General features: G+C 69.2%; 19 protein-coding genes, 1 pseudogene and 1 riboswitch. Of the genes and pseudogenes, 10 read left to right on the forward strand and 10 right to left on the reverse strand.

From position 1 onward, the window contains the following. The first annotated feature begins 25 nt into the window (after positions 1-25). Together ACQCO7_RS19020 and ACQCO7_RS19025 are read left to right on the forward strand one after the other, a co-directional pair. Positions 26-592, forward strand: coding sequence for an RNA polymerase sigma factor (locus ACQCO7_RS19020; RefSeq protein WP_464072981.1), 567 nt, complete (start codon positions 26-28; stop codon positions 590-592). Continuing rightward, complete coding sequence (locus tag ACQCO7_RS19025; RefSeq protein ID WP_464072982.1) at positions 589-1,098, forward strand: hypothetical protein; 510 nt, start codon at positions 589-591, stop codon at positions 1,096-1,098. The genes ACQCO7_RS19020 and ACQCO7_RS19025 overlap by 4 nt, the downstream gene beginning before the upstream one ends. A gap of 84 nt (positions 1,099-1,182) precedes the next feature. On the opposite strand, the gene groL is transcribed toward ACQCO7_RS19025, so the two are convergent. The 4 genes from groL to thrC form a co-directional block, all read right to left on the reverse strand. Beyond that, complete coding sequence (groL, locus tag ACQCO7_RS19030) at positions 1,183-2,805, reverse strand: chaperonin GroEL (protein WP_010351197.1); 1,623 nt, start codon at positions 2,803-2,805, stop codon at positions 1,183-1,185. Positions 2,806-3,393: 588 nt separating this feature from the next. Beyond that, positions 3,394-3,597: a cold-shock protein gene (locus tag ACQCO7_RS19035; protein ID WP_004986573.1), complete on the reverse strand. Its 204-nt coding sequence runs from the start codon at positions 3,595-3,597 to the stop codon at positions 3,394-3,396. A gap of 444 nt (positions 3,598-4,041) precedes the next feature. Further along, positions 4,042-4,317, reverse strand: a complete 276-nt coding sequence (locus tag ACQCO7_RS19040) for a MoaD/ThiS family protein (RefSeq protein WP_464072983.1) — start codon at positions 4,315-4,317, stop codon at positions 4,042-4,044. Further along, positions 4,314-5,609 (reverse strand): threonine synthase, encoded by a 1,296-nt coding sequence (gene thrC, locus ACQCO7_RS19045; RefSeq protein ID WP_464072984.1) that lies wholly within the window; start codon positions 5,607-5,609, stop codon positions 4,314-4,316. Before thrC ends, ACQCO7_RS19040 begins: the two co-directional genes overlap by 4 nt. A 17-nt stretch (positions 5,610-5,626) precedes the next feature. Next, positions 5,627-5,774: riboswitch (SAM riboswitch) on the reverse strand. A gap of 165 nt (positions 5,775-5,939) precedes the next feature. Here thrC and ACQCO7_RS19050 point away from each other — a divergent pair. Both ACQCO7_RS19050 and ACQCO7_RS19055 read left to right on the forward strand, forming a co-directional pair. Further along, the gene (locus ACQCO7_RS19050; RefSeq protein WP_409116629.1) at positions 5,940-6,884 is read left to right on the forward strand and encodes a glucosyl-3-phosphoglycerate synthase; all 945 of its coding nucleotides are present in this window, start codon (positions 5,940-5,942) and stop codon (positions 6,882-6,884) included. A 112-nt stretch (positions 6,885-6,996) separates the two neighbouring features. Further along, entirely contained in the window at positions 6,997-8,370 is a 1,374-nt protein-coding gene (locus ACQCO7_RS19055) for an alpha,alpha-trehalose-phosphate synthase (UDP-forming) (RefSeq protein WP_464072985.1), read from the forward strand. On the opposite strand, the gene otsB is transcribed toward ACQCO7_RS19055, so the two are convergent. The 3 genes from otsB to ACQCO7_RS19070 form a co-directional block, all read right to left on the reverse strand. Further along, the gene (gene otsB, locus ACQCO7_RS19060; protein WP_464072986.1) at positions 8,346-9,149 is read right to left on the reverse strand and encodes a trehalose-phosphatase; all 804 of its coding nucleotides are present in this window, start codon (positions 9,147-9,149) and stop codon (positions 8,346-8,348) included. The two genes, ACQCO7_RS19055 and otsB, sit on opposite strands and share 25 nt — an antisense overlap. A 179-nt stretch (positions 9,150-9,328) precedes the next feature. Then, positions 9,329-9,562 (reverse strand): DUF3263 domain-containing protein, encoded by a 234-nt coding sequence (locus tag ACQCO7_RS19065; RefSeq protein WP_464072987.1) that lies wholly within the window; start codon positions 9,560-9,562, stop codon positions 9,329-9,331. Between the two features lie 20 nt (positions 9,563-9,582). Further along, entirely contained in the window at positions 9,583-10,809 is a 1,227-nt protein-coding gene (locus ACQCO7_RS19070) for an extracellular solute-binding protein (protein ID WP_464077240.1), read from the reverse strand. Positions 10,810-10,949: 140 nt separating this feature from the next. Here ACQCO7_RS19070 and ACQCO7_RS19075 point away from each other — a divergent pair, with 140 nt between their 5' ends. The 3 genes from ACQCO7_RS19075 (at position 10,950) to ACQCO7_RS19085 (ending at position 14,245) form a co-directional block, all read left to right on the forward strand. After that, complete coding sequence (locus tag ACQCO7_RS19075) at positions 10,950-11,891, forward strand: ROK family protein (protein ID WP_464072988.1); 942 nt, start codon at positions 10,950-10,952, stop codon at positions 11,889-11,891. Positions 11,892-12,102: 211 nt separating this feature from the next. Then, on the forward strand, positions 12,103-13,227 hold the full coding sequence (gene nagA / locus ACQCO7_RS19080) for an N-acetylglucosamine-6-phosphate deacetylase (protein ID WP_464077241.1): 1,125 nt from the start codon (positions 12,103-12,105) through the stop codon (positions 13,225-13,227). 88 nt (positions 13,228-13,315) lie between these two features. Beyond that, positions 13,316-14,245 (forward strand): 1-phosphofructokinase family hexose kinase, encoded by a 930-nt coding sequence (locus tag ACQCO7_RS19085; RefSeq protein WP_464072989.1) that lies wholly within the window; start codon positions 13,316-13,318, stop codon positions 14,243-14,245. Here ACQCO7_RS19085 and ACQCO7_RS19090 read toward each other — a convergent pair. Both ACQCO7_RS19090 and cdgB read right to left on the reverse strand, forming a co-directional pair. Beyond that, positions 14,242-15,216 (reverse strand): carbohydrate-binding protein, encoded by a 975-nt coding sequence (locus tag ACQCO7_RS19090; RefSeq protein WP_464072990.1) that lies wholly within the window; start codon positions 15,214-15,216, stop codon positions 14,242-14,244. The two genes, ACQCO7_RS19085 and ACQCO7_RS19090, sit on opposite strands and share 4 nt — an antisense overlap. Before the next feature lie 119 nt (positions 15,217-15,335). Further along, the gene (gene cdgB, locus ACQCO7_RS19095) at positions 15,336-16,997 is read right to left on the reverse strand and encodes a diguanylate cyclase CdgB (protein WP_464072991.1); all 1,662 of its coding nucleotides are present in this window, start codon (positions 16,995-16,997) and stop codon (positions 15,336-15,338) included. A gap of 396 nt (positions 16,998-17,393) precedes the next feature. On the opposite strand from cdgB, the gene ACQCO7_RS19100 reads away from it, so the two are divergent. Both ACQCO7_RS19100 and ACQCO7_RS19105 read left to right on the forward strand, forming a co-directional pair. Next, positions 17,394-17,912, forward strand: a complete 519-nt coding sequence (locus ACQCO7_RS19100) for a flavin reductase family protein (protein ID WP_464072992.1) — start codon at positions 17,394-17,396, stop codon at positions 17,910-17,912. A 62-nt stretch (positions 17,913-17,974) separates the two neighbouring features. After that, positions 17,975-18,154, forward strand: a pseudogene (locus ACQCO7_RS19105) (GNAT family N-acetyltransferase); the annotation flags it as partial. A gap of 143 nt (positions 18,155-18,297) precedes the next feature. Here the strand turns inward: ACQCO7_RS19105 and arfB are convergent. Continuing rightward, complete coding sequence (gene arfB, locus ACQCO7_RS19110) at positions 18,298-18,723, reverse strand: alternative ribosome rescue aminoacyl-tRNA hydrolase ArfB (protein WP_464072993.1); 426 nt, start codon at positions 18,721-18,723, stop codon at positions 18,298-18,300. 212 nt (positions 18,724-18,935) lie between these two features. Between arfB and ACQCO7_RS19115 the strand changes: the two genes are divergently transcribed. Further along, positions 18,936-19,511 carry a TerD family protein gene (locus ACQCO7_RS19115; protein ID WP_464072994.1) on the forward strand — a complete coding sequence of 192 codons (576 nt, stop codon included), beginning with the start codon at positions 18,936-18,938 and terminating at the stop codon, positions 19,509-19,511. Positions 19,512-19,543 lie beyond the last annotated feature (32 nt).

Consider the following 19,543-nt stretch of genomic DNA (forward strand, 5'->3'; position numbering starts at 1 on the left):
ACCCCCTGACACAAAGGAGGCGCCTGTGGGTGGCACAGGAAAAAGACCGCTCAGTGATCCGGAGGTCCTGGAGAACTTCTACCGGCGGCACGTCGGAGCCGTAACCCGGTTCGTGGCACGGCGCGTTGGCGATCCGCACACCGTCGCCGACCTCGTCACCGAAGTGTTTCTCGCCGTGCTCGACTCCGGGCACACCTACCGCGCCCGCCTCGGGAGCGAGACCGCCTGGCTGTACGGGATCGCCCGGAACGTCGTCTCTGCCGAGTACCGGCGAGTCGCCCGGGAAGCCGAGCGCGTGCGGCGAGTCTCCGGGCGGCGGCTGCTCGACGCCGATGACATCGCTCGGCTTGAGGAGCAGCTCAACGCGGAGAGTCCCGGGCGGCGGGCCCTGCAAGTACTGGCCCAACTCCCCGACGGGGAACGGGCCGTGATGGAGCTGGTCGCCGTGGATCAACTCAGCGTCGGGGAGGCCGCCGCCGCGCTCGGGATACGGCAGGTCACCGCCCGCGTCCGGCTGCACCGCGCGCGCAAGGCGCTGCGCCGGGACGACATCGTCGTACAGGAGATGCACACCGTGGGGGGCGAAGCATGACTTTTGAGGAGCGGTTGCTCGAACAGCTCAAGCAGGACGCCGAGTTGCGGGGAGCGGCTCAAGTCCCGGCGCGCAGAAAGGTGTTCACCCCGAGGCGCGCACTCGTCGCCGGGATCGCCTGTGCCGCCGTATCCGTGGGATGGGTCCTGTGGCCAAGCGCGTCCAGCCAATCCGCCGCGTACGCCGTCGAGAAGAACGCCGACGGCAGCGTCACGCTCTCCGTGAAGGAGTGGGGCGAGCGGGTCGCGCTCAACCTCAAGTCCGTTCCCGAGCAGATCAGCGGGAGCGGGGGGATGGCCGTCGACGTCGCCGGCAGTACGTGCGCCTCCGACCCCGAGGAGCCCATGCCGGACTGGGTGGAGAACACGGCCGGGCCCGACAAGGCCGTACGCGAGCACCCGGCGTGGAAAGTCACGCTGCGGGCCGGGAAGGCCCAGCCGTACGTCATCCACGTACGACTCACGGATGACGGCAAGCTCGTACCCTGCACGCCCGACAAGCCCTGAAACAACGCCCGAGGGCGGTACCCCCCATACCTGGGAAGTACCGCCCTCAGTAGTACTGCCGATCCGTCCCTTGCGGGAGATGGATCAGAAGTCCATGTCACCGCCCGGCATACCGCCACCGGCAGGCGCGGCGGACTTCTCCGGCTTGTCGGCGATGACGGCCTCGGTGGTGAGGAAGAGCGCGGCGATGGAGGCCGCGTTCTGGAGCGCGGAACGCGTCACCTTCGCCGGGTCGATGATGCCGGAGGCGATCATGTCGACGTACTCACCGGTCGCGGCGTTCAGGCCGTGGCCGACCTGGAGGTTGCGGACCTTCTCCACCACGACGCCGCCTTCGAGGCCGGCGTTGACGGCGATCTGCTTCAGCGGGGCCTCAAGGGCGAGCTTGACGGCGGCAGCACCGGTCGCCTCGTCACCCTCCAGCTCCAGCTTCTCGAAGACCGCGGCGGCCTGGATGAGGGCCACGCCACCACCGGCGACGATGCCCTCCTCGACGGCCGCCTTCGCGTTGCGAACGGCGTCCTCGATGCGGTGCTTGCGCTCCTTGAGCTCGACCTCGGTCGCGGCACCGGCCTTGATGACCGCCACGCCGCCCGCGAGCTTCGCCAGGCGCTCCTGGAGCTTCTCGCGGTCGTAGTCCGAGTCGGAGTTCTCGATCTCGGCGCGGATCTGGTTGACCCGGCCGGCGACCTGGTCCGAGGACCCGGCGCCGTCGACGATCGTCGTCTCGTCCTTGGTGATGACGACCTTGCGGGCGCGGCCCAGCAGGTCCAGCGTGGTGTTCTCCAGCTTGAGGCCGACCTCCTCGGAGATCACCTCGCCGCCGGTGAGGATCGCGATGTCGTTCAGCATCGCCTTGCGGCGGTCGCCGAAGCCGGGCGCCTTGACGGCGACGGACTTGAACGTGCCGCGGATCTTGTTGACGACCAGGGTCGACAGGGCCTCGCCCTCGACGTCCTCGGCGATGATCAGCAGCGGCTTGCCCGACTGCATGACCTTCTCCAGGAGCGGGAGCAGGTCCTTGACGGAGCCGATCTTGGAGTTCGCGATCAGGATGTACGGGTCGTCGAGGGACGACTCCATGCGCTCCATGTCGGTCGCGAAGTACGCCGAGATGTAGCCCTTGTCGAAGCGCATGCCCTCGGTGAGCTCCAGCTCCAGACCGAAGGTCTGGGACTCCTCGACCGTGATGACGCCTTCCTTGCCGACCTTGTCCATCGCCTCGGCGATGAGCTCGCCGATCTGGGTGTCGGCGGCGGAGATGGAGGCCGTGGAGGCGATCTGCTCCTTGGTCTCGACGTCCTTCGCCTGCTCCAGGAGCGCGCCGGAGACGGCCTCGACGGCCTTCTCGATGCCGCGCTTCAGGGCCATCGGGTTGGCGCCTGCGGCGACGTTGCGGAGGCCCTCGCGGACCAGTGCCTGGGCCAGGACCGTCGCGGTCGTCGTGCCGTCACCGGCTACGTCGTCCGTCTTCTTCGCGACTTCCTTGACCAGCTCGGCGCCGATCTTCTCGTACGGGTCCTCCAGCTCGATCTCCTTGGCGATGGACACACCATCGTTGGTGATCGTGGGGGCGCCCCACTTCTTCTCAAGGACGACGTTGCGGCCCTTGGGGCCGAGGGTGACCTTGACGGCGTCGGCGAGCTGGTTCATACCGCGCTCAAGGCCGCGCCGCGCCTCCTCGTCGAACGCGATGATCTTGGCCATGTGAAGTGGTCCCTCCAGGACTGGGGGTGAGTACCGCAAATGGACCGCGCCCGCGCCCGCGACGGACGGTCCCGCGGTCTGGTGGTCCCTTGCCCCACCCTCGCCGTGAACCTCACCGACTCGGTCCTTCGTTGTCACTCTCACAGGGAGAGTGCTAACGCCAATGATTAGCACTCGACCCCCGAGAGTGCAAGGCCGTACGGGTGGAGGGTGGGGGTTTGCGGGGGCTGCGGGGTGGGGAGGGCGCGGGTCACGGGGGTGGCGGGGGAGGACTGGCAAGTTGCGGATTCGGGGGTGGGGCGAAGGGGGTGGGGGGTGGTGGCGCGTGGGCGGCTGCGGGTGCGTCGTGGCTTGTCGCGCAGTTCCCCGCGCCCCTAAAAGACCTGGACCGGCTCGGCGTCCGACCGGTGCCGTCGGCAGCAAGCAGGGAAGCGGCCAGGCGAGCGCGGGCGCGTCGTGGCTCGTCGCGCCCGCGCGGCGGAGCCGCACATCGGCAGAGCCCCCTGAAAGCACACCTCGCCCGGCGACCCCCAGCACCCACGACAAAAGGCCCGCACCCTGGACAGGTGCGGGCCTTTTGTCGAATGTTCAGGCGGTGACGCGAACCATGTCGGCCTGCGGGCCTTTCTGACCCTGCGAGATCTCGAACTCGACTCGCTGGCCCTCTTCGAGGGTGCGGTAGCCGTCCATCTGAATGGCGCTGTAGTGGACGAAGACGTCCGCACCACCGTCGACCGCGATGAAGCCGTACCCCTTCTCCGCGTTGAACCACTTGACGGTGCCCTGAGCCATGCCTAACTCCCCTATTACTGGCCCTTGCGCGGACCCACACTTCGTGGGTCCGGGTCAGACCTCACCCCCCTGCCGTATTGGGGGCGTGCGCCGGAACGCGTCGACCGCGGCTGAATGTATCTGTCCAACTGCCGTCTGCAACAGGTCAATCGGACGAGAATTCTGGACGCACGCGATCCGGAATGTGGTGAGAATTCACCAGAGGTCAGGGCAAGTCGGGCCGGGCATATGCCGCAAATGCCACGCAAGAGACGCACACTTTGGCTGTTTCTTGTCGGATGCGAGAAGGCTGAGCGCAAGCGGGTTCCCCAACCCTACCTCGTTCAACCACACAGAATTGCCCCCTCCGCTTCGAAGCAGAGAGGGCAATTCGATGAACAATGAGTAATACGCGTTACTGACGGTTACTACCCGCCGGTAATGACATTAGGTCAACCGGCGAACTCAGCCCCCGGCGACCGCCGGGATGATGGAGACGCCGGCGCCGTCGGGAGTCGCCGTCTCCAGCCCCTGCTCGAAACGGACGTCGTCGTCATTGACGTACACATTCACGAACCGCCGCAGCTTCCCCTGGTCGTCCAGGACGCGCGCGGAGATCCCCGTGTGGTTCTTCTCCAGGTCCGCGATGACCTCCCCGAGGGTCCCGCCCTCGGCGGCCACCTCGGCCTTTCCACCGGTGTACGTACGCAGGATGGTCGGGATACGAACGGTCACGCTCATGCGAGGCCAGCCTCTCGGAAGGAGTCCAGGGTCGGGCGGATGGTGGCGGTCAGGCCGGTCCCGGCGACCGCGTCAAGGGTCTTGAGGCCGTCACCCGTATTGAGGACGACCGTCGTGAGGGACGGGTCCAGCAGCCCGTTCTCGATCAGCTTGCGGGTGACCCCCACGGTCACGCCCCCGGCGGTCTCCGCGAAGATCCCCTCCGTCCGCGCCAGCACCTTGATCGCGTCGACGATCTGCTCGTCGGTGACGTCCTCGACGGCGCCGCCGGTCCGCCGCGCGATGTCCAGCACGTACGGCCCGTCCGCCGGGTTCCCGATGGCGAGGGACTTAGCGATCGTGTCCGGCTTCTGCGGCCGTACGACGTCGTGCCCCGCCTTGTACGCGACCGACACCGGCGAGCACCCCTGAGCCTGCGCCCCGAAGATCTTGTACGGCTTGTCCGCGACGAGCCCCAGCTTGATCAGCTCCTGGAGCCCCTTGTCGATCTTCGTGAGCTGCGAGCCGGAGGCGATCGGTACGACGAGCTGGTCCGGAAGTTCCCAGCCGAGCTGCTCGCAGATCTCGTACGCCAGCGTCTTGGAGCCCTCGGCGTAGTACGGCCGCAGGTTGACGTTGACGAAGCCCCAGCCCTCGCCCGCCGAGTCGCCGATCAGCTCGGAGCAGAAGCGGTTGACGTCGTCGTAGTTGCCCTCGATGCCGACCAGCTCACCGCCGTAGACGGCGGCCATGACGATCTTGCCCTGTTCCAGGTCGTGCGGGATGAAGACGCAGGAGCGCAGGCCAGCGCGGGCGGCTGCGGCGCCGACCGCGCCCGCGAGGTTGCCGGTCGAGGAGCAGCTGAGGGTGGTGAAACCGAAGGCGCGCGCCGCTTCGAGCGCCTGGGCGACGACGCGGTCCTTGAAGGAGTGCGTGGGGTTGCCGGAGTCGTCCTTGACGAACAACTTGCCCTGCTCGACGCCGAGTTCGGCGGCGAGGCGGTCGGCCTGGACGAGCTTGGTCCAGCCGGGGTTGATGTTCGGCTTCTCGGCTACGTCCGCGGGTACGGGGAGTAGGGGGGCGTAGCGCCAGATGTTGGCGGGACCTGCGGCGATGCGGGCTCGCAGCGCTTCGGTGTCGTACGAAGAGAAGTCGTACGCGATCTCAAGGGGACCGAAACACTCTTCGCAGGCGAAGAAGGGGCCGAGGGGGACGCGGTGGCCGCACTCGCGGCAGCTCAGCGCCGTTGCGGGACCGAGGTCGACGGTGTTCTCGGAGGTCGACGCGGTGGTTGCGATCGTCTGCACAGCCATGGAGGCGAGGCCCTTTCTCCTCATCTTCCTCACGACGCATCTCGCCGTGAGACGGATTTGGCACCTTCCCTAGCCGGGAGCCTCGCTGCGTGATCACGCACGAGACCGGCTGGAGGGTTGCCGGGGCTTCATCGGGCCGTATCCCTCTGCCCCTCTGGATGAGCGGTATGAAGTTATGGGTGGAGCTGTCCGCCAGGCGTCCCCGACATGCGATGGTCACCAGCGTTGTTCAAGACTGTAACCGAAGGCCACGACAGTTGAGATAGTCGTCCGAGGCGCGAGATGGATCACACGTCGCAGTGTGACCGTGACAGTGAGGAGCCGCTGACTGTGCTGGAAGAAGCCGAGCGCTGGCTGGCCACCCGCTCCTGGTCGGTGACCGACCGCCCCCTCCACCGGATCATGGCGGCGAAGCGGGCCACCGGGCTGACCGTCTCCGTGGTCCTCCCCGCGCTGAACGAGGAGGCGACGGTCGGTGACATCGTCGCGGTCATCCGCCACGACCTGATGCTCCAGGTGCCGCTCGTCGACGAGCTCGTCGTCGTCGACTCCGGCTCGACGGACCGTACAGCGTCCGTCGCGGCCTCGGCGGGGGCCCGCGTCGTCCATCGCGACGCGATCCTGCCCCGCATCCCCGCCGTCCCCGGCAAGGGCGAGGTCCTCTGGCGGTCCCTGCTCGCCACCACCGGCGACATCGTCTGCTTCATCGACGCGGACCTGCGCGACTTCTCCTCCGACTTCGTCTCCGGGATCGTGGGTCCGCTGCTGACCGATCCGGACGTCGATCTGGTGAAGGGCATGTACGACCGCCCCCTCGCCGGCGCGTCGGGGCAGGGCGGGCGGGTGACGGAGCTGATGGCGCGCCCGCTGCTGAACATGCACTGGCCTCAACTCGCCGGGTTCGTGCAGCCGTTGGGGGGCGAGTACGCGGCCCGGCGCAGTCTGCTGGAGCAGCTTCCGTTCCCGGTGGGGTACGGGGTCGAGCTGGGCATGCTGGTCGACGCCCTGCATCTGGTCGGCCTCGACGCCCTGGCCCAGGTCGACATCGGGGTCCGCAAGCATCGTCACCAGGACGGGCAGGCGCTGGGGCGGATGTCCGCGGCGATCTACCGTACGGCCCAACTGCGGCTGGCGCGTGGGCACTTGATCCGTCCGGCGCTGACCCAGTTCGAGCGGAGCGAGGGCGGGTTCGAGGCGCGGACGTATTCGGTGGACACCGAGGAGAGGCCGCCGATGGTGGAGATCGCGGAGTACGCGAGGCGGAAGGTCGCGTGAGTGGCTCCCGGGGTGTAACCGGTTAGTACTTGAGGGCTGCATACCCCTGAGTCCCATGCCACGTATACGTTCCGAACGTTTGAGCAGCGCAGCGCCTGGCTAGGTTGGGCGTATGACGTTCGGTGCTTCGCGTGTGCTCGTCGCCTCCAACCGGGGCCCCGTCTCCTACTCCGTCGGCGACGACGGCGCGCTGCACGCCAGGCGCGGCGGCGGCGGGGTCGTCTCCGGGCTCTCCGCGATCGACCCGGACTCCGGTGCGCTGTGGGTGTGCAGCGCGCTGTCCGACGGGGACCGTGAGGCCGTACGGCGAGGGGTCGGCGAGCCGGGGACGCGGATGCTCGACATCCCCGCCGACGTGCACGCCGACGCGTACAACGGCATCGCCAACTCCGTGCTGTGGTTCGTCCACCACATGCTGTACCAGACGCCGCTGGAGCCCGTGTTCGACGCGGAGTTCAGACGGCAGTGGGTGTCGTACGAGGCGTACAACCGGGCGTTCGCGCGGGCGCTGGCGGAGGGGGCGGCCGAGGGGGCCGCCGTACTCGTACAGGACTACCACCTGTGCCTCGTGCCGGGCATGCTGCGGGAGTTGCGGCCCGATCTGCGGATCGGTCACTTCTCGCACACACCCTGGGCTCCGCCGGACTACTTCGCGCTGCTTCCCGACGACATCCGTACGCAGCTCCTGACCAGCATGCTCTCCGCCGACCAGCTGGGGTTCCTCACCCGGCGGTGGGCCGACGCGTTCGCGTCCTGTTGTCCCGACGGGACCGGGTCGACCGGGATCGGGGTGTACCCCCTCGGCGCCGACGCCGACTTCCTCCGCGACCGCGCGGACCAGGCCGACGTACGGGACCGGATCGCGTCCCTGCGTGAGGAGATCGGGGAGGGGCGGCTCGCTGTCGTCCGCGTCGACCGGACCGAGCTGTCCAAGAACATCGTGCGGGGGCTACTGGCCTACCGGCACCTGCTCGACACTCGCCCCGAGTGGCGTGACCGTGTGGTCCACGTAGCTTTCGCGTATCCCTCGCGGCAGGACCTCAAGGTGTACCGGGACTACATGGACGAGGTCCAGCGGGTCGCCGACGAGATCAACTCTGTCTACGGGACCGCGACTTGGACCCCCGTACTGCTCCATCTCAAGGATGACTTCGCGCGGTCCCTCGCGGCGTACCGGCTCGCGGATGTCGCGCTGGTCAATCCGATCCGGGACGGCATGAACCTTGTCGCCAAGGAGGTGCCCGTCGTCTCCGACGAGGGGTGCGCCCTGGTCCTTTCGCGGGAGGCGGGGGCGTACTGGGAGCTGCGCGACGACGCGATCACCGTCAATCCGTACGACATCCTGGAGACCGCCGAGGCGCTTCACGAGGCGCTCTCCATGCCGCGCGAGGAGCGGGCGGAGCGGACGAAGCGGCTCGCCGCCGCCGCGACCGCGTTGCCGCCGACGCAGTGGTTCCTCGATCAGCTGACGTCGTTGACGAGCTGAGCCAGGAGTTCCACGACTCCGGGGGGACCGTCCACGATCAGGTCCGCCCTGTTGCTGAGAGCGGTTACTTCGTTGCTGCCGCTACAGATCAGGACGCCGGGGGTGTTGTCCGCGCGGAGGGCGTCCACGGCGTCGAAGGCGGGGAGGTCACCGAGGTCGTCGCCGGCGTACAGCACCGCGGTGACGCCGGTCTCCTCGACGAGGCTCTTCAGCGCGGCTCCCTTGTCCATCCCGGCCGGCCTGATCTCCAGGACCAGGCGGCCCGGTTCGACGATCAGCCCGTGCCGGGTGGCGAGTTCGGCGATCGGCTCCCGCAGGGCCTCCCACAGTCCCTGCGGGTCCTTCGCGCGCCGGGTGTGTACGGCGACGGCTCGCCCCTTCTCCTCGACCCAGGCGTCGGTGGTGCCGAGGATGCCGGGGAGTTCTCGCCGTACGTCGTCCAGGGCGGGGGGAGGGGGAGGGGCGGTGATCTGTCCGGTGCGCTGCTCCCAGCGTTCGGCGCCGTAGTGGCCGAGCACGGTCATCCCTGCGACGCCCTCGAACTGGCCGTAGCGGACGGCTACTTCGGCGGGGCGGCCGGTGATGACGGCGATGCGCGCGCCCTTGTCCGCGAGGGCGGCGAGCGCCGCGAGGGCGCCGGGGTAGGGGCGGGACTTCTCCGGGTCGTCGACGATGGGGGCGAGGGTGCCGTCGAAGTCGAAGGCGAGGAGGGAGCGGGAGGGGTGGGTGCGGATGGTGGTGAGGGCTTGGTGGGCGGGGGGGTTCAGGTGGGTACCCATGGGGTCGACAGTAGAGGGTTGGGGGCGGGCCGGTGGGGGCCGGTCGCCCGGCATCGACCACGAACAGGCCGCCCGCCCCGAGGGACTTCGGGTGCGGGCCGCATGTGGTTGCTCGCGCAGTTCCCCGCGCCCCTAAAAACGACCGGTCACCCGGCATCGACCACGACCAGCCCCTCCCCCTACCGCTCCTCCCGGCGCCCCTCCCGAACCCGCCGTAGGCGGTTCACCGTTACCGGGTCCGATGCCAGTGCTCTGGGGTCGTCCAGCAGTGCGTTGAGGAGTTGGTAGTAGTGGACGGGGGACATGCCCAGGTCCTCGCGGATCGCGCGTTCCTTTATGCCGGGGCTGGGGAACGAGCGGCGCTCCAGCGCCAGGATGTCCTGTTCGCGGCGGCCCAAGTCGGGGGGTGGCATACCCCGACAGTAGTCCCCGGTTACGACACCCCGCTCTCCGCGGCCATCGCCTCCGTCTCCAGCCTGCGCAGCACGTCGTCGGGACGTACCCCCGGGGCCACCGCGCTGCCGATGCCCTTCTTGATGGACGCCGCGACGGTGGCCCAGGACGTACGACCCACGGGGTACGACTCGGAGAGGGGCAGCTGCTCCAGGAAGGGTTCGAGGTCGCGGTCCTCGGGAGCCGTACTCATCACCGCGGACGCGGAGGACGTCACCGGCAGCAGGTCGTACTCCCGGGAGAACGCGAGCACGTTGTCCTCGTCGTACACGAAGTCGAGGAACTTGCCGATCTCGGACCGGTTCCCGTGCTGCTTGAACGCGGTCATCCAGTCGGCGACCCCCATGGTGAGCGGCCGGACCCCGGCCTTCCCGGGCATGGGCACCATCCCGTACCGAACACCCTTGTCCCGGGCCATCTTCATCAGCGAGGGATGCCCGATGAGCATGCCGACGTCACCGGCGGCGAAGGAGGAGAACACGGTGGCACGGTTGAGCTTCGCGGGCGCGACCGGCCCGGTCAGCCCCTTGTCGACCAGCTTGTTCTGGAGCCACTCGAAGGTCTGGACGTTCTCGACGGAGTCGAGGCTGTAGGTCCCGGCGGCGGAGGTGTACCCCCCGCCCCCGCTGAGCATCCACTGCATGGCCTCGGCCTGCGCCTCCTCGGGCCCGAGGGGAAGGGCGTACGGGTAGGACACCCCCGCGTCCTTCAACTTGGCGGCGTCGGCGGCGAGTTCGTCCCACGTCGTGGGCGGCTCGGTGATCCCCGCCTTGGTGAACAGCCCCTTGTTGTAGAAGAGGAGCCGGGTGGAGGAGGCGAAGGGCATCCCGTACTGCTGCCCGCGGACCTTGCCCGCACTGGCGAGCTGGGAGACGAAGTCGGCCTGGGTGGGGATGGAGAGCAGGTCACCGGCCTTGTAGAGGAGACCGCGGTCGGCGTAGTCGGCGTACGACCCGATCTGCGCCATGTCGGGCGCGTTCCCGTCGTCGACCATGGCCTTGACCTTGCTGTCGACGTCGTTCCATGAGTACACGCTGACCTGGACGTCGACGTCGGGGTGCTTCTCCTCGTACGCCTTGGTCAGCTTGGCCCAGTACTTGGTGGAGCTGTTGGCCGCGCTGTCCCCGTAGTCCGCGGCGACGAGTCTGAGGCTCACCCGGTCGGAGTCACTCCCGAGTACCCCGCACCCCCCGACAGCCACCGTCATACCCAGCGCGGCCAAGGCCCCGACCCAACCCCTGTGCACCACTGCTGCCACCCCACACACACTTGTCCGATATTCGGATCAAGGTCTACACCACCCCAGTGGACTAGACCTCTCCGGGGTCCTCGGCCACACTGTTCACCGTGAGACATGTCATCGCCCTCGACGTGGGCGGCACCGCGATGAAGGGCGCCCTGGTCGGCGCGGACGGCGCGCTGCTGCACCGCGACCGCAGGCCCACGGCCCGCGAGCGGGGCACCGAGGCGGTGATCGGGGGAATCCTCGACTTCGCGGCGGACCTCCGGTCGTACGGGGTACGCCACTTGGGTGAAGCCGCCCTGGCCTCGGGTCTCGCCGTCCCCGGCATCATCGATGAGACCTCAGGGGTAGCCGTCTACGCCGCGAACCTCGGCTGGCGCGACGTCCCCCTGCGCGACCTCCTGGCGACCCGTACCGGTACCCCTGCGGTACTGGGCCACGACGTACGCACGGGCGGCCTCGCGGAAGGCCGCCTGGGCGCCGCCCGCGAAACCCCCCGCTTCCTCTTCCTGGCCCTCGGCACCGGCATCGCCGGCGCGATCGGCACCCCCACGGGCATCGACCCCGGCGCCCACGGCTCCGCCGGTGAGATCGGCCACATCGTCGTACGCCCCGGAGGCATCCCCTGCCCGTGCGGCCAACGGGGCTGTCTGGAGCGGTACGCGTCGGCGGCGGCGGTGACGGAGTCCTGGGCGAGGGCCTCCGGCGACCCCACGGCGGACGCGGCGGACTGCGCGAAGGCGGTGGAGGCGGGCGACCCCAGGGCGGTGGAGGTGTGGCAGCAGGCGGTGACGACCCTCGCGGACGGCCTGATGACGGCGCTGACCCTCCTGGACCCGACGAGGATCGTGATCGGAGGGGGCTTGGCGGAATCGGGGGACACCCTGTTCGCACCCTTGCGGGAGGCGATCCGCTCAAGGGTGACGTTCCAACACACCCCGGAGATCGTCCCGGCGGCCCTGGGCGACACGGCGGGCTGCCTGGGAGCGGGCTTGATGGCATGGGATCTTCTCAAGCAAACGGACGGTATGGAGGAAACGCCGTAATGGCACCCACCCCAGGGGCGCGGGGCTGTGTCGATGTGCGGCTCCGCCGCGCGGGCGCGACCGCCCACGACGGGCACACACGCCGATCCTCAACGAAGGCTACGGAGGAAACGCCGTGACGGCATCCAACCCAGGGGCGCGGGACTCCGCTCACTTCGCGGCTACCGCCGCGCGGGCGCGAGCAACCACATCCGACCCGCATCCGACGACGATCCTCACCGGCGCGACAGCGGTCCTCCCCTCCAGAACCGCCGTCCAGGACATCGCCGTTCACGGCAAGCGCATCACCTCCGAGGCCCCCGGGAACGCCCACCGGATCGACCTCACCGGCCACTACCTGATCCCCGGCTTCGTGGACCTCCACAACCACGGCGGAGGCGGAGCCTCCTTCTCCGGCACAGCCGACGACGTACGGACCGCCCTCCACACCCACCGCACCCACGGCACCACCACCCTCGTCGCCTCGACGGTGACGAACGACCTGGACGTCCTCGCCCAACAGGCGGCCCTGCTCAGCGAGTTCGCCGAGGACGGAGAGATCGCCGGCATCCACTTCGAGGGCCCGTTCATCTCCCCGTGCCGCAAGGGCGCCCACGCGGAGGCCCTGCTGAGGCACCCGCACCCGGCGGACGTACGGAAGCTGATCGACGCGGCGAGGGGCCACGCCACGATGCTGACGCTGGCCACCGAACTCCCCGGCGGAATCGACTCGGTGAGACTCCTCGCCGACCACGGAGTGATCGCGGCGATCGGCCACACGGACGCGACGTACGAGCAGACGAGGGAGGCGATCGAGGCGGGCGCGACCGTGGCGACGCACCTGTTCAACGCGATGCCCCCGCTGGGCCACAGGTCGCCGGGCCCGGTGGCGGCGCTGCTCGAAGACCCGCGCGTGACGGTCGAGTTGATCAACGACGGCACCCATCTCCACCCGGCGGCACTGGAGTTGGCGTTCCGGCTGGCCGGCGCGGAGCGCGTCGCGTTCATCACGGACGCGATGGACGCGGCCGGCACCGGCGACGGCAGGTACCTGCTGGGGCCACTGGAGGTCGAAGTCACCGACGGCGTCGCGAGGTTGGTGGAGGGCGGCTCGATCGCGGGCTCGACGCTGACGCTGGACCGCGCGTTCAAGCGGGCGGTGACGATCGACGGCATCCGGATCGAGGACGCCGTACAGGCACTGTGCGTCAACCCGGCCCGCCTGCTGGGCCGCCTGGACGAGATCGGTTCCCTGGAACCCGGCAAACTCGCCGACCTCCTCGTCCTGGACGAGAACTTCGACCTCAAGGGCGTGATGAGGCACGGCAGTTGGGTAGCAACACCTGAACTGGCGTGAAATCGGCGACCTCAGGGCGCTGCCCCTTTGGCATGATCCGACCTTCGGGAGCACGCCATGAGCGCCGACGAAGGGGAGGTCGAGGCTGGTGATCCTCACGGTCACGCTCAACACCGCGCTCGACATCACCTATCGCGTGAGGGGACTGCGCCCTCATACGGCCCACCGCGTCACGGACGTCACCGAACGGCCGGGCGGCAAGGGCCTGAACGTGGCCCGCGTCCTCGCCGCCCTCGGCCACGAGGTGACGGCGACGGGCTTCGTGGGCGGCGCGACGGGGAAGGTCGTACAGGATCAACTCACCTTGATCCCCAGGGTGATCGACGCGCTCGTGCCGATCTCCGGGCACACCCGCAGGACCGTCGCGGTCGTGGACACGCACACCGGTGACACGACTCAGTTGAACGAACCGGGCCCGGCCGTCACGCCCGCCGAGTGGGGCGCGTTCCTGGAGGTGTACGACCAACTCCTGGGCTCCGCCTCGGCGGTTGCCCTGTGCGGGAGCCTGCCGCAGGGCGTACCGGTGGGCGCGTACGCGGGGTTGGTGCGGGCGGCGCGGACGGCGGGCGTACCGGTGCTGCTGGACACGAGCGGCGAGCCGCTGCGGCGCGGGGTCGCGGCGCGTCCCGACATCGTCACCCCGAACGCCGACGAACTGGCCGAACTCACCGGCTCCCACGACCCGTTGCGCGCGGCGCAGGACGCGCGCCGCCGGGGCGCCCGCTCGATCGTCGCGTCCCTGGGCCCCGAGGGCCTCCTCGCGATGACCCCGGAGGGCCGCTGGCGCGCCACTCCCCCGACTCGCCTGCACGGCAACCCCACAGGCGCCGGCGACTCGGCCGCCGCCGGCCTCCTCTCCGGCCTCCTCGACCAACTCCCTTGGCCTCAGCGGCTTTCCCGGGCCCTGGCCCTGTCGATGGCGACCGTACTGGCGCCGGGGGCGGGGGAGTTCGACCGGGGGGCGTACGAGGAGTGGGTGGGGCGGGTGGCGGTGCGGGGGGAGGTCAGCGCGGCCTAGTCGAGGGTTTTGACCTGGCCCTTGCGCAGTGCCATCTGGTCCAGCAGGACGTTGCACTTGTCGCCGGACTGGCAGGAGATGGAGATGGTGTTGGTGCCCTTGGTCAGGGTCGGCCAGGCGTAGGTGTTGGTCCAGGCCCGGGTGGGGTCCGTGGAGTGGGTGAAGTTGCCGAAGTTGACCTTGCTGCCGAAGGGCTTGCCGTTGACGGAGAGGGTCATCTCCTGGTCCTCGCCCGTCACGTTGAAGAGGGCGAAGACGGTGTAAGTCCCGGTCTCCGGGATGCCGTTGACGGTCCAGGTGACCGATGCGCCCTCGGTGTTGAGGCCGGTGACGTAGGTCCCGGACTTCGAACCCTCTATGTCCGAGGCGGTAGTCGCTCCGCCGTCCAGCTTCATCGCCTTCGCGTCGGTCGTCCCGGGCAGGTCGTCCTCGGCCTTCGGGCTGCTGCCCGGGTCGCTCGCCGAAGCGCTCGCCGGCGACGACGCCTCCGGCGTCGGGTTCGTGCCCTTGTCGGCGTCCTTGTCCTTGTCGCCGAGTGACACCGCGATGACGATGCCGACGACGACGGCCATGACCACGGCGACCGCGCCGATCAGGAGGCCCTTGGTGTTGGGGCCCCGGCCGCCGCCCCGGTTGCCGCTGCGCGGCGGCTGCTGCTGGGGCGGGCCCTGGTGGAGACCCTGGCCCTGCTGCGGAGAGCCGTACGCCCCCTGCTGCTGGGGTGCGCCGTACTGCTGAGGTTGGGGGGGTACCCCGTACTGCTGGGGTACCTGGCCGTACGCGGCCGTCTGCTGCTGCGGGCCCGCGGCGGGGCGGCGGTCGCCGACCGCTCGTACCCGGTTGACCGAGTTCGGGTAGCCGTACCCGCCACCGGACGGCGGCTGGGCTCCCCGGGCCTGTCCGTCCTCGTAGAGGTAGCCGAACGGGTCGTCGTCCTCCGGCGTGCTCGCGCCGTTGTTGCCGGGCGTCATCCCTCGAACTCCTCAACAGGTGCGGGGCCGTCTACATAAGGTGGTGAGAAGAGCGAGCCTACCCGCTCCGATTGACCCGAACGGGTGAGTGCGCCTCCTCAAACCCTCTGACCTGCGGTTTATCCGGCCCGTCGATGCTGTTTGGGACGAGATCGTTTCTCGACGTACATCCGCTCGTCAGCGGATTTCAGCACCTCGTCCGCCGTCATGCCGCACTGTGCCCAGCCGATCCCGAAGCTGGCCCCCACCCGCACGGCCCGCCCCTCGGCGCGGATCGGCTGGATGATCTCGTTCCTGAGGCGTACGGCGAGGTCGGTGGCGTCGGCGCGGCCGAGGCCGTCGGCGAGGATCACGAACTCGTCGCCGCCGAGCCGCGCGACCGTGTCGCCGTCGCGGACCGCGCGGCCGAGGCGCCGGGCGACCTCGATGAGGACCGCGTCGCCCGCGTTGTGCCCGAAGCGGTCGTTGATCGACTTGAAGCCGTCGAGGTCGCAGAAGAGGACGGCGAGCCCCTTCGTCCCGTCGTCGCGGGCGCTCTCGTCCGGGGAGACGACGTGGACGTGGTCATACCCGTCATACGTGGGGGTGGGGGTGGGGTGGTAGTCGAAGCCGTGGCCGTTCGCGTCGTGCGCACCGGGGCCGTACGTCCGGTCCATCGCGTCGAGCTCGGCCGGGTGGGTGGACTGCGGGCGCCGGCAGATCCGGGCGGAGAGGCGGGCGCGCAGCTCGGCGGAGTTCGGGAGGCCGGTGAGGGAGTCGTGGGAGGCGCGGTGGGCGAGCTGGAGCTCGCGGCGCTTGCGGTCCTCTATGTCCTCGATGTGGGTGAGGAGGAAGCGCGGCCCGTCGGCGGCGTCTGCTACCACGGAGTTACGGAGGGACACCCATATGTACGTATCGTCCCGGCGGCGCAGTCTCAGTTCCACGCGGCCTCCCTCGGCGGAGGTGCGCAGGAGGGTGCCTATGTCCTCCGGGTGGGCGAGGTCGGAGAAGGCGTAGCGGCGCATCGCGGTGGCGGGACGGCCCAGCAGGCGGCACAGGGCGTCGTTCGTCCGGAGTATTCGGCCGTGCTGTTCGCCGCCCAGCTCGGCGATGGCCATGCCCGAGGGTGCGTTCTCGAACGCCGCGCGGAACGATTCCTCGCTCGCCCGCAGGGCCTGCTGCTCGCGCTCCAGGCGGACCAGGGCGCGCTGGATGTTGGAGCGGAGGCGGGCGTTGCTGACCGCTATGGCCGCCTGGAAGGCGTACATCTGAAGTGCCTCGCGGCCCCACGCGCCCGGCAGCCGGCCGTTGCGCGGGCGGTCCACCGAGAGGACTCCGATCAGCTCGCCGCAGGTACCCCCCTGGGAGGGTGGGGTGTACATGGGGGCGAACAGGCGGTCCGAGGGGTGCCACTCGTCCTCGAAGCGGGGCGGGGGGCCGTCGGTGTACCACTGGGGTACGTCGTCGTCGTCCAGTACCCATCCCTCGGTGTGCGGGATGAAGACCAGGTCCCCCCACCTCTCGCCCATCGCGAGGCGGCGCTCCCAGGACTCGCGCGAGCCCACGCGGCCGGTGATGAGCGCCTCCGCGGCCGGGTTCCCGGCGAAGGCGGCGACGACGAGATGGCCGTCGTTCCGCACGAGGTTGACGCACGCCAGCTCGTAGCCGAGGGCGTTCACGACTCCGTCCGCGACGGTCTGCAAGGTGTCCGCCAGGCTGCGGGCCGTGTTCATGTCGGCCATCGCCTGGTGCAGTTGCCGCAGGGACGCGAGGCGGACATAAGGCTCCGACTCGGTCTCCATGTTCGCCCTCCCCCCGAGACTTCGCAGCGAATCAAGGGTTGTTCATCGGCGTACCTTTTCACCGCCACTGAATCACAGCGCGCCGCCAACTCGGTACACAGGGTCAACAATTCCTGCCCCTTGTGACTCAAGTCACAGCAAAACGTGAGCAATTGGTCGGCGTTTCTGCAATTTTCAGAGTGGTACGAGACGTGTTACCGACTGTACAGAGAACGCTTACTGTACGTCGATGGTTCCCTTGGGGCGGTCGGGTTTCGGTCGGTCGTAGGACCTGGACGTACGACCGTTCTCGGGCCGGAGTCCGATGTGTCCGAGGGGCCGCGGACACTAGCGTCCTTGACCGTGCCGAACACTTCCCCGCCCCCCGTCCCCACCCTCACCGGGCATGCTGAGGGGGTGAGCAACGACGAGTTCCGGGCCTCGATGGCCCGGCTGGCCGGTGGTGTGGTGCTGGTCACCGCGCAGGAGCCGTCCCTGGACGCCGACGATCCGGCCGCGCCGCCCGCCGAGGACGTCGGCATGACCGCGACCGCGTTCATGTCCGTGTCCCTCGATCCGCCGCTGGTCATGATCAGCCTCCGTAACGGGTCCCGCATGGACGACCTCCTCGACGAGCAGCACCTGTGGGCCGTCTCCGTCCTCTCCGAGAGCCAGCGGCACATCGCCGGGCGCTTCGCGATGAAGGGGCGGCTCAGTGACCGGCTCCTCTTCGAGGACATCCCATACCTGCGAGGTACGCTCACCGGCGCGCCGATGGTGGGGGGTGCGCTCGCGAATCTGGAGTGCCGGACCGAGGAGCGGGTGGTCGCCGGGGACCATACGTTGGTGATCGGACGAGTCCTTTCGGCTTCCGTGCCGAGTGCGGAGGGCGGGCCGTTGTTGTACTTCCGGGGTAGGTACCGACAACTGGGGTAGGGGGTCGGCGGCGTACGGAAAACTCGTCGCGGGCGCCTGAGGGGTCTACCTAGGGTGCCGCCATGCCCGTACCCCGACTTGAAGAGATCACGCCGGCCAATTTCACGAAAGCGATCGGTGTCACCGTCCGACCGGAGCAGGAGTTCGCCGTCGCGCCGGTCGTGAAGTCGCTGGCGAAGGCGTATGTGCATCCCGGGGTGGCCTGGCCCCGGCTCATCGTCGACGCCGGGGAGCAGGCCGGGGAGGAAGAGGTGGTGGGGGTGCTGGAGCTGGGGTGAGGGGGACTACCGGGGTAGGGGGGAGCGGCGTAACTCTCCGGTACCCCGTACTCGTACGTCTCCGGTAGCGGCGTACCCGTACCCCTCCGGTATGTCGTACCCGTCCCTCACCAGTCCTTGCCCGAGCGGCCCTTCTTCGTTTCCGCGCGGGCCTTCTTCTCGCGCAGGCGGCGTTCGTTGATGCCCCGGGGGATGCGGGTGGCGCGGCGGGGCTTCGGGGGCGGGGCGGTGGCCTCCGCGAGGAGGGACGCGAGGCGGACGGCCGCCGCTTCGCGATTGCGCCACTGCGAACGGTGCTCGGAGGCGCGTACGACGACGACGCCGTCGACCAGGCGGGCTGCGAGGCGCTCCAGCGCGCGTTCTTTCCAGACGGGCGGGAGGGATTCCGTACGGGCCAGGTCGAAGCGGAGTTCCACTTGCGTGTCGCTCGTGTTGACGTGCTGGCCGCCCGGCCCCGACGAGCGCGAGAAACGCCAGATCAGCTCGGCCTCCGGGAGGGAGACGGAGCCTCGGACGATGTGAGGACCGGACATGCGTTCCATGGTGAGGGCGGCGGGGGCGGGAGTCACGCGAATTACGGATGTTCATGTCCGGGAGATGGCCGGAGAGAAGAGAGTAAAGAAAGTAAAGGGGCCGGGAACCTTTGCGGCACCCTGGGGCGTTCTTCGTGGTAGCTGTAGGTTCACGCCGTACAGCAAGCCGGATGCGGCACCGACGTACGAAAACAAGGGAAGGACTCCCAACCATGGCTGTAAGCCTGTCCAAGGGTGGCAACGTCTCGCTCACCAAGGAGGCTCCGGGCCTGACCGCCGTCACCGTGGGCCTCGGCTGGGACGTCCGTACGACCACCGGCACGGACTTCGACCTCGACGCCTCCGCGATCGCGGTCAACCCGGCGGGCAAGGTCTACTCCGACGCCCACTTCGTCTTCTTCAACAACAAGCAGACGCCGGACAACACGATCGTCCACACCGGCGACAACCGCACGGGCGAGGGCGACGGCGACGACGAGCAGATCCAGGTCAACCTCGCGGGCCTCCCCGCCGACGTCGACAAGATCGTCTTCCCGGTCTCGATCTACGACGCCGAGAACCGCTCGCAGAACTTCGGCCAGGTCCGCAACGCGTACATCCGCATCCTCAACCAGGCCGGCGGCGCGGAGATCGCCCGCTACGACCTCTCCGAGGACGCGGCCACCGAGACCGCCATGGTCTTCGGCGAGCTGTACCGCAACGGCGCGGAGTGGAAGTTCCGCGCGGTCGGCCAGGGCTACGCGTCGGGCCTCGCGGGGATCGCGCAGGACTTCGGGGTGAACGTCTGAGGTTCGGTCGGACGTAGGTAGGTGATCGGGCG

It is taken from the genome of Streptomyces saintjeani (assembly GCF_055409605.1).